Genomic DNA, 9,438 nt, shown 5'->3' on the forward strand with positions numbered 1-9,438 from the left:
CACCGATATTGCCATTGTCCTGGTGTCGTTCGCGGCCTGCGTATATTGCTTTGTGCTCAATCGACGGCTGAAAGCGCTGCAGAATACGAAGGACGGACTTGGCGCGACAATCATGGCCATGTCGAAATCCATCGCGGCGATGTCGAACTCGACTCAGGAAACACGGTCGCATGTCGGGGAAATGGCCGTTCGGCTGTCGAGCCTTCTCCAGGAATCCAACCAGACCTGCGAGCGACTTGAGGCCCTGCAAACGTCGCTGGAAGCCACGCAGCAGAACGCCGTCGATCAGGTGACCGCAACGCAAACAGAGCTTGGCATCATGATGCGGATCATCCTCGATCAATCGAAGACCCGGATCATGGAAATGACAACACTGATGCAACGGCTTCGGGATTTGACAGATGCTGCAGGCGACATGCCGGATACCGCCGCTCCTGTTCGGGTCAAGCAAAAAGCCGTTCCGCATCGGGTAGGCTAGCGCGATGAAAACACTCGATAAACGCGGATCCTACGTTCTCCTGTCTCTCGGATTTCTGTTCGCGATAGGTGCCGCCGTCCGTTTCCTGCCCAGCAGCTTTGCGATCGCGAGCGAGACGCTCCCCGGTGACCATTCGGAGACGGAAGACATTGACCCTGCCGATGCATCCGCTGCGGCGGTGAAAGTTGAGCCGATCAACCAGGTCTGTTTCAGCGAAGAAACGGCGGCGACGCTGGCGGCAGACCAAAAGACGATGGAAGCCCAGTTCGAAGAACTGACCGAACAGGAATTGTCGCTCCAGGCGCGGCAGCAGGAACTGGATCGCCGGGCGGTTGATCTGGACGCGTTGCAGCAAACACTCGCGGCGCGCTGGAAGGAAATGCAGGCCGCCTCGGATGAAGACCTGATCCATCTCGCCCGGATGTACGGTACGATGAAGCCGGATCAGGCTGCAGCAATTTTCAATCAGATGGATCCTGACTTTGCCGGCAGTTTCCTGCGCCTCATGCGCAGCGAGCAAGCCGGCCTGATCCTGGCCAGCATGGAAACGCGCAAGGCTTATGAAGTGAGCCTGAAACTGGCGGAAATGAACGAAGATATCCGCCAGACTGACGCGTCTAACTAAACCGCCGGCATCGCTGCGCGCCTACTCGCTCTCTTTCAGCTTTTCGTGCTCGTCTCGCATGCCGATGTACAGACTGAGGCAACAGACGAGCAGGATCACCGTAAATGGAAGCGCCGCCGTGATTGTGCCTGCCTGCAATGACCTCAGCACGTCCGTACCGCCCCCATAGAGCAGGGCGGAGGCCGTAAGCCCCAGCATGCATGCCCAGAATACACGCTGGATAACCGGCGAATCTGTTTTCCCCCCACTGGTGATTGTATCCACAACAAGCGCGCCAGAATCTGCGGACGTCACGATGAACACGATCAAAAGCAGGATCGCCACACCCGATGTCACCTCGGGAAAGGGCATGTCGTGCAGCATTTTGAACAATGTAATTGATGCGTTCGTCATCTCCCCAGACAGCTCGCCAACGCCCGATTTGTGCTGGGCGACCGCCGTTTCGCCGAATGCGGAAAACCAGACCACGCAGATCGTGAAGGGCGCCAGAAGAACAACCGCGAAATATTCCCGGACTGTGCGGCCACGCGAAATGCGCGCAATGAACATGCCGACAAAGGGCGACCAGGATATCCACCAGGCCCAGTAGAAAATCGTCCAGTCGTGGAACCAGAGAATGTCCTCGCGGCCGACCCAATTGGTCAGGGCGGGCGTGTCTTTGAAATAGTTGAGAAGGTTCTCGCCCATGCCTGTGAAGATCAAGGTCGTCGGACCCGCGATCACCACGAACATTAGCAAGGCAAATGCAACGCCCATATTGATGTTGCTGAGCAGCTTGACGCCGCCGTCCATGCCGCGAATGACCGACAATACGGCGAGGCCCGTCATCGTCATGATGAGAAGAATCTGTATCAGGCGCGTTTGCTCGAATCCGAACAGGTAGGACAGACCGCTCGTCGCCTGGGTCGCGCCGATGCCAATCGTCGTCGCCAAGCCGAATATGGTCGATACGACAGCAAACAAGTCGATAATGTGCCCCGGCCACCCCCAGACGCGGTCGCCCAGCACAGGATAGAATGCCGATCGAATGCTGAGTGGCAGCCCTTTATTGTGCGCAAAGAAGCCCAGCGACAGGCCGACAATCGCGTAGATCCCCCACGGTGCCAGCCCCCAATGGAAAATGGTCGCGCTGAAGGCCAGCCGCTCGGCGCCCGGCGTGCCGGGCGCGACGGACAGCGGTGTTCCAAACCAGTCCGTATAATAGGCCAGCGGTTCGGCCGACCCGTAAAACATGAACCCAATGCCGACTCCGGCGGCGAACAGCATGGCTATCCAGGAATGGATCTTGAAATCGGGTGTCGCATCCGCCCCGCCCAGCCGTATCCGCCCCAGCGGGCTGACAGCAAGGGACACCGAGAACAGGAGCACGATCACGGGCGTGATGGCGAAAAGCCAGTCGGCGCTCTGAAGGGTCCATGTCTTCGCGTCCGCAAGGGCCAGATTGGTCGCCTCCGGAAATACCAGCGACACAACTGAAAAGAAGGTCACAAGGCCCGCGCTCATGAAGAACACGGGATTGTGGATGTCCAGGCCAAGGACTTCAATATTGTCCTGCCCGATTTCATAATCGGTATCGTATTCGGTATTGACGATTGGTTCTGCGGTGTCGGGCGTCATCTGTTGGGGCGGTACATCACTGGTCATTCACGCCTATTGCAGCAATTGTCTCGATAATCAAAATTATGATGCACACCAGAACGTTCTGAATCCACAGAACTGGGCCATAAATGCCCTTTTTTTGCGGCCTTTCGGCAACACTTCGGAGATTCCCTAATTCTAATGCCAGTGAAAACCTTTCTATAATCGAAATAATTCGCTAGCTGGGCCTATAACCAGCAGTCGTGTTTTCACGCGTCGCGCCGCCGGCGCGCACGTTATTCGGCTGGAACCGACCCAAAAGGGAATTTCCATGAAGAATTTGATGTATGGCGCCTCGCTGATTGCTATCGCGAGCCTTACTGTTCCAATAGCGCAGGCACAGGACAGCGCACCTGCACCGCAGGAAGCCAAGACCCGGCGCCTGAAGGCCGTCACCGTAACCGCCACCAAGCGAACGGAAACCGCCCAAAGCATCCCCGTGGCCGTGGTCGCACTCGGGGAGACTGAGCTTGATGACCTGGGCGTCAAGAATTTCACCGACTATCTCGTCCAGCTTCCCGGCGTGACCGCCGGTGGTTCCGGTCCCGGTCAGAGCACGATCTACATTCGCGGCCTCGCGTCGACGACGCCCAACCTCACCACAGCTGGCGTGGCCGGCCTCGCGCCGAACGTTGCCCTGTATCTTGACGAGCAGCCGGTCTCCCAACCTGGCCGCAACTTGGATGTCTATGCGGCAGACCTTGAGCGCGTGGAGGTCCTGTCCGGTCCTCAGGGAACGCTTTTTGGCGCAAGTTCGCAGGCAGGCACGGTCCGGCTGATCACGAACAAGCCACGGCTCGGTGTGTTTGAAGCCAAGGTGAAAGCGTCGACCTCATTCACCCAAGGCGGTGAGATGAGCAATAGCGTCGAAGCCGTCATCAACTTGCCCGTAACGGACAATTTCGCGCTGCGCGGCGTTGTCTATACCGACAACCAGGGCGGCTATATCGACAATGTCGGCGGGACGCTCGACATCACGGAGTCAGGCCGCTTCCGCCCTGCAGGCACTGTTCGTGACAATGGCACCGTGGTTCAGGCAAACCGCGCCGGTTCCCAGGCAGGCGCCGACCTGTCGGACGTCAACATCATCGCCGCCAACAATGCCTCGATCGCTCAGAACGATATCAACGATACAAGCTACCAAGGCTTCCGTCTGAGTGGGCTCTATCAGTTCGATCAGGACTGGCGTCTCAGCGTATCGCACTCCCAGCAGAACCTGGATTCCGAAGGTGTTTTCTTTGCTGACCCTGATCTTGCCGATTACGATATCGTCCGGTTCACTGATGACGAGATCGAGGACAGCTATCACAACACGGCGTGGACGCTGGAAGGCCGCCTCGGCGCGCTCGAAGCCGTCTATACAGGCGCCTTCACAGAGCGCAGCACGGACCAGACGGTCGATTATTCCGACTATCTCTTCGTCGCCCAGTACCTGCCTTACTATATCTGCGACTATAATGTGAGCTACCCATCCGGCACCAACGCGCCGTCCGGCACCTGCTATGCGCCGGACCTTAACGTGACATCGAGCACGGAAACCAAGATCCAAACTCATGAGCTCCGGTTCAACACGCCAAACGAACATCGCATCCGCGCCACCTTTGGCGGCTTCTACAGCGACCTTGAACTGCGCGAGCTGAATGATTTCAACTATCCTGGCTCAACCCAGGTGGCCTACTCCGACGGATCCATCGGTTTCGCACCCAACTATCCCTTGACGAATACCGATGTCACCGGCGAAATCGGCAACGCCTCGGCCGGATATTACAGCCAGCCAGGCCCGTTCCCTGCAGGCGTCATATTCCGCAACGATGTTAAACGCACTGATAAGCAGCTCGGCATATTTGGCGAAGCGACGTTCGACATCAGCGATCAGTTCGCCCTGACGGTAGGGGCGCGGTGGTATGATATCGAAGTGGATCTTGAAGGCAGCGCCAACTCGTCCTTCTACAACCTCTACCAGGATTCCGACCTGCAGCTGGCTGGCACAAACATCTCCGCCCAGTTTGCTCCGAATAATACGCTTGGCGCCCCGGACAAGGCGGCAACGGATGGGTTTATCTACAAGGTAACCGGCAACTGGACGCCGACGGACGACCTCCTGTTCTTCGCGACATATTCGGAAGGCTTCCGCCCAGGCCTGCTGAACCGCCCCGGCGGCACACCCGGACCCAACGGATTCACGGTGCCTTATGCGCTCGATACCGATGACGTAAAGAACTACGAACTCGGCTGGAAAACGGAGATCTTCAATAATTCCCTGCGTTTGAACGGGTCGGCCTTCTTCGTGAAGATTGACAACCTTCAGACCACGATCTTCGATCCATCTATCTCGAACCTGTTCTTCTCCGACAATGCTGCCAATGCGGAAATCAAGGGTGTCGAAGGCGAGTTCACCTGGGCCCCGGCCTCTGTTGACGGACTGACCGTGGCGGGCGCTTTCTCCTTGCTTGATACAGAAGTGACCGAGGTGCTCACGCCAACCAATGACGTCCTGCTCGGCTCGGAGCTGGCATTCGCTCCGGCCTACCAGGGCAACCTGCGGGCCCGCTATGAATGGGACCTTGAGCGCCGGGTTGCGGGCTCATCCCTGACGGCGCATGTCATGCCGCAGATCGTCTTCTCCGACAGCTCCGTGAGCGATATCATCGAGATCAACAAGGCCGACATCGATAGCTGGATCACGCTCGGCGCTACGCTCGGCGTCACGGCTGACAAATGGACCGCTGAACTGTTCGGCAGCAACCTGACGAACGAGTATGCGGAACTGGCGAATAACTTCGTGTTCGACCGTGAGCGCGTCACGCCTGTTCGTCCGCGCACAGTCGGCGTGCGGGTCTCGTTCTCGTACTAAGACAGACAGCCACTTGCTGAGACTGCGGCGCCCTGACAGAATCAGGGCGCCGCATTTCGTTCAGACAGGAAAAGTATTGACCAGATGACACGCGTGAACGATCCCGATGCGACCCTGAAAGATGCCCAGAAAGCCATGCAGGCCGGAGATTTCTCTGCGGCCAATGCGATCGCGAAGCAGATCCTGTCAGATCAGCCTGCGCACCAGGACGCCCTATATATCGCCGCTGTCTGTGCCCGGTATGAGGGCCGCCACGCGGATGCCGCCGAATGGCTCGCGGCGCTTAAAGCAACTGCGCCGGACTTTGGCCGGGCGCTCCAGGAGGAAGGCCACCTCAAACGCAAGCTGGGTGACGTGCCCGGCGCGCTCACGGCCTATCAGATCGCCACGCGATACAATCCGGCCCTCTCGGCCAGCTGGTCCGCGCAGGCCGAGCTGCTGGCGACATTGGGCGACAGCGATGCCGCCATGATCGCGCGCGCACAGGCTGAACGCCTGGCAGCGCTGCCGCGCGAACTTCTGGCGGTGATTAACCATGTGCACGAGGGGCGCATCTTTCGCGCTGAGGAAATCGCCCGGGCGTTCCTCCAGCGTCACCCGACGCATGTCGAAGGCATGCGCCTGCTTGCGGACATCGGCACCCGGCTTGGCGTACACGAGGATGCCGATTTCCTGCTGGAAAGTGCCATCGAACTCGAGCCCGACAATATCCAGCTGCGGCTCGATTATATTCATGTTCTCCGTAAGCGGCAAAAATTCACGGACTCCCTCGCGCAGGCGCGCAGTCTTGTAGCGCGCGACCCCAACAACCCACTGTTCCAGTCCTATTTTGCGATCGAGAGCATGCAGGCAGGCCATTTCGAAACAGCGCTGGCGCAGTTTGATGAAATCCTCACGAAATTACCGAGCGATCCAGCAACGCTGGTGTCGCGTGGCCATGCATTGAAAACCCACGGTCGGAGTGACGATGCCATTGGCTCCTACCAGGCTGCCACGCAGGCGGAGCCGGGGCAGGGCGATGCCTGGTACGGCCTCGCTAATCTGAAGACCTATCGATTCGATGATGTCGAACTTGCCGTGCTGGAAAAGCAGGCCAGCGCGCAGGATCTCGATCAGATGTCGCGCATCCATATCGCCTTTACACTCGGCAAGGCCTACGAAGACCGCAGCGACCACGAGAGCGCATTTCAGGCCTTCGCACTTGGTAACAAGCTGAAACACCAGACCGTGCGCTATACGACCGCGCAGATGCACGCCGAATTCGACGCCCAGAAATCGGTCTGTACGCCGGACCTGTTTGCGGCACAGACAGGCAAGGGTTGTCCCGCGCCCGATCCGATCTTCATTCTCGGCTTGCCGCGAGCGGGATCGACCCTGATCGAGCAGATCCTGGCCTCGCACCCGGATATCGATGGCACACTGGAATTGCCGAATATCCTGTCGCTCGCCCACCGGTTACGCGGGCGCAAGCAACTGACAGACAGGGAACGCTATCCGCGAGTTCTCCACGGAATGCCTGGAGTGGACCTGAAGGCGCTCGGTGACGATTATATCGAAAATACACGCCTCCACCGGCAGGGCGCGCCCTTCTTCACCGACAAGATGCCGAACAATTTCAGGCATATCGGCCTGATCCACCTCATCCTTCCAAATGCGAAGATTATCGATGCGCGCCGCAATCCGATGGATTGCTGCTGGTCGGGCTTCAAGCAGCTCTTTGCCGAGGGCCAGGAATTCACCTACAGCCTCGACGATATCGGCAACTATTATCGCGGTTATGTCGACCTGATGGACCATTGGGATGCCGTCCTGCCCGAGGGGCGCATCCTTCGGGTCCAGCACGAGGATGTTCTGGACGATCTTGAAGGCCAGGTCCGGCGCCTGCTCGATTATTGCGGATTACCGTTTGATCCGGCTTGCATTGATTTTCACAAGACCGAACGGGCCGTACGTACGGCGAGTTCTGAACAGGTCCGCCGCCCGCTCAATAAAAGCGGGCTTGAACAATGGCGCCCGTATGAGGCACACCTTGAAACTCTGAAAGCCGCGCTGGGTCCAGACCTCGCGCCTCAATAGGGTGCCCGCACGTGAGTAAACGATCCGAGGACGCCCTGATCGCGCTGCGACGCATTCAGCGTATGACCGAACTGGCATCCAAACGCCTCGCCCAGACGGCAGGACTGACGCCGTCGCAGCTGAGCGTCCTGCGTATTCTCGACGAAGGGGGTGAGATCTCTGCCGGTCAGGTCGCGGAGGCCACCCAGCTCAAGCACGCCACGATCACCAGCCTGGTCGACAAGCTGGAAGCGCGCGGCTTCGTCGCCCGGCAGAGATGGGAAACCGACAGGCGCCGTGTCTGGCTGCATTTGCTGCCAGCCGGAAAGATCGCGCTCGCCAAGGCGCCGGACCCACTGCACGAGACGTTCTCCACGGGCTTCCACACGCTGCCCGGCTGGCATCAATCCATGTTGGTATCCGCGCTCGAACGCGTCGTGACCCTGCTCGACGCCGACCTGCTCGACGCCGCCCCCGTCCTGGACGTCGGCGAGCTCGACGAGAAGCCGACCTGAGCTGGCGTCCGAGTCGAAGGCATGGAAACGATTGAAAACATTGGTGACCCCGGCGCAATTCGAACGCGCGACCTACGAATTAGGGATATCGTCCTTGGCTAGCGCACTATTTTTCATGAATACCGGGCGTTGGCTCAACTGTTGAGCGACATCGCTTTTAGCCGCCGCAAAAGCCTCAACCACCTTTTTGACCTCCTCTCGCGTGATTGCTGCCGACATCTGGCAGCGGATGCGGGCCTTGCCCTTCGGAACAACGGGATAGGAAAAGGCAATCACAAACACACCGCGCTTCAGGAGCGCCTCGGCAAGCATATTGGCCTGGTGCGCATCGAAGAGCATTGCCGGTACAATCGGATGCTCGCCCGGCCGCGGAAAGAGGAGCGCCATGAGCTTCAGGGCTTTCGCCGCTCCTCCCCTGCCCTCATAGCGCCAGATCGCCCGCACCAGGCGAGCGAATTCATCATCCTCGGTGATCGCGGGCATGTGCCGAACTTTCGGCGAAATCAGCGCGCCGGGCAGCACCGGAGTTGGATCGGTCTCCGCCCGGAGCGTTGCCACCGCATAGCGGAACACTTCACCGATCGTGGTGCGCAGGCGCTTGGCAGTTTCATAATTGCCTTTCGACTCGACCCCTCTGAGGACGGCGAGAACGTCACGCGGCCGGATGTCCGTTATCGGCATGATGCCCAGTTCTTCCCTTGCGAAGCCGAGGAGCCAGGCCTTTTTCGAGAGCGTGGTTTTGGCAAGCCCTTCAAGCCTGCGTTTCTCCAGAAATTCGTCGGCGATCACATCAAAAGTGGTCGGCGCGCGGCCGCGCCTGCGCGCCTTACGCGACTGCTGAACGGCGCCCGGGTCGATGTCCTGCCGGAGGAGGCGCTTTGCATTGTTTCTGAGGGCTCGGGCCTCCTCGAGCGTCACGATAGGCCAGGCGCCAAAGGAGAGGGTCTTCTGCTTACCCTCGAAACGATAGTTCATGCGCCAGAGCTTTGAGCCGGTCGGAACCACAAAAACATGGAGTCCGCCTCCGTCCGCGCGCTTGTAGGATTTCTCCTGCGGCACAAAGGCGTCGATTTCAGACTTTGTCAGCGGCATGGCTGGCTCGCAGGGTTCAGGCCGGGGCTTTGGAGTATGCCAAATTGCACCATACCAAGGCAATCAGTGCGATATGGGACCGAGAAATACTCGACCGCGCATTGCACCAGAGACGGGCAGCATATCCTCCCAGCGCATGTTACAAAACCTCGGACAATATCTATTCAGGTCCGAGGTTTAA

At 58.9% G+C, this 9,438-nt stretch carries 7 protein-coding genes; 5 read left to right on the top strand and 2 right to left on the bottom strand.

Going from position 1 to position 9,438, the window contains the following annotated elements; all coding sequences use genetic code 11:
• Together ACESNB_RS17515 and ACESNB_RS17520 are read left to right on the top strand one after the other, a co-directional pair.
• On the top strand, positions 1 to 478 hold a 478-nt coding region (locus ACESNB_RS17515), incomplete at its 5' end, for a hypothetical protein (protein WP_373009625.1).
• A gap of 4 nt (positions 479 to 482) precedes the next feature.
• Positions 483 to 1,103 (top strand): MotE family protein, encoded by a 621-nt coding sequence (locus ACESNB_RS17520; protein ID WP_373009626.1) that lies wholly within the window; start codon positions 483 to 485, stop codon positions 1,101 to 1,103.
• A gap of 21 nt (positions 1,104 to 1,124) precedes the next feature.
• On the opposite strand, the gene ACESNB_RS17525 is transcribed toward ACESNB_RS17520, so the two are convergent.
• Positions 1,125 to 2,747, bottom strand: a complete 1,623-nt coding sequence (locus ACESNB_RS17525) for a BCCT family transporter (protein WP_373009627.1) — start codon at positions 2,745 to 2,747, stop codon at positions 1,125 to 1,127.
• Between the two features lie 265 nt (positions 2,748 to 3,012).
• On the opposite strand from ACESNB_RS17525, the gene ACESNB_RS17530 reads away from it, so the two are divergent.
• The 3 genes from ACESNB_RS17530 to ACESNB_RS17540 all read left to right on the top strand — a co-directional run bounded on the left by ACESNB_RS17530 (position 3,013) and on the right by ACESNB_RS17540 (position 8,165).
• Positions 3,013 to 5,595 carry a TonB-dependent receptor gene (locus ACESNB_RS17530; RefSeq protein ID WP_373009628.1) on the top strand — a complete coding sequence of 861 codons (2,583 nt, stop codon included), beginning with the start codon at positions 3,013 to 3,015 and terminating at the stop codon, positions 5,593 to 5,595.
• Between the two features lie 84 nt (positions 5,596 to 5,679).
• Positions 5,680 to 7,671: a sulfotransferase gene (locus tag ACESNB_RS17535; RefSeq protein ID WP_373009629.1), complete on the top strand. Its 1,992-nt coding sequence runs from the start codon at positions 5,680 to 5,682 to the stop codon at positions 7,669 to 7,671.
• Positions 7,672 to 7,682: 11 nt separating this feature from the next.
• Positions 7,683 to 8,165, top strand: coding sequence for a MarR family winged helix-turn-helix transcriptional regulator (locus ACESNB_RS17540; protein ID WP_373009630.1), 483 nt, complete (start codon positions 7,683 to 7,685; stop codon positions 8,163 to 8,165).
• A gap of 72 nt (positions 8,166 to 8,237) precedes the next feature.
• Here the strand turns inward: ACESNB_RS17540 and ACESNB_RS17545 are convergent, their stop codons facing one another.
• Positions 8,238 to 9,257 (bottom strand): aminotransferase class I/II-fold pyridoxal phosphate-dependent enzyme, encoded by a 1,020-nt coding sequence (locus ACESNB_RS17545; protein ID WP_373009631.1) that lies wholly within the window; start codon positions 9,255 to 9,257, stop codon positions 8,238 to 8,240.
• Between the last annotated feature and the right edge of the window lie 181 nt (positions 9,258 to 9,438).

It is taken from the genome of Hyphomonas sp., assembly GCF_041689225.1.
GTDB lineage: Bacteria > Pseudomonadota > Alphaproteobacteria > Caulobacterales > Hyphomonadaceae > Hyphomonas.

Coding starts and splice junctions, on each gene's coding strand:
- ACESNB_RS17520 (WP_373009626.1), top strand. CDS start 483: ATGAAAACACTCGATAAACGCGGATCCTACGTTCTCCTGTCTCTCGGA.
- ACESNB_RS17525 (WP_373009627.1), bottom strand. CDS start 2,747: ATGACCAGTGATGTACCGCCCCAACAGATGACGCCCGACACCGCAGAA.
- ACESNB_RS17530 (WP_373009628.1), top strand. CDS start 3,013: ATGAAGAATTTGATGTATGGCGCCTCGCTGATTGCTATCGCGAGCCTT.
- ACESNB_RS17535 (WP_373009629.1), top strand. CDS start 5,680: ATGACACGCGTGAACGATCCCGATGCGACCCTGAAAGATGCCCAGAAA.
- ACESNB_RS17545 (WP_373009631.1), bottom strand. CDS start 9,257: ATGCCGCTGACAAAGTCTGAAATCGACGCCTTTGTGCCGCAGGAGAAA.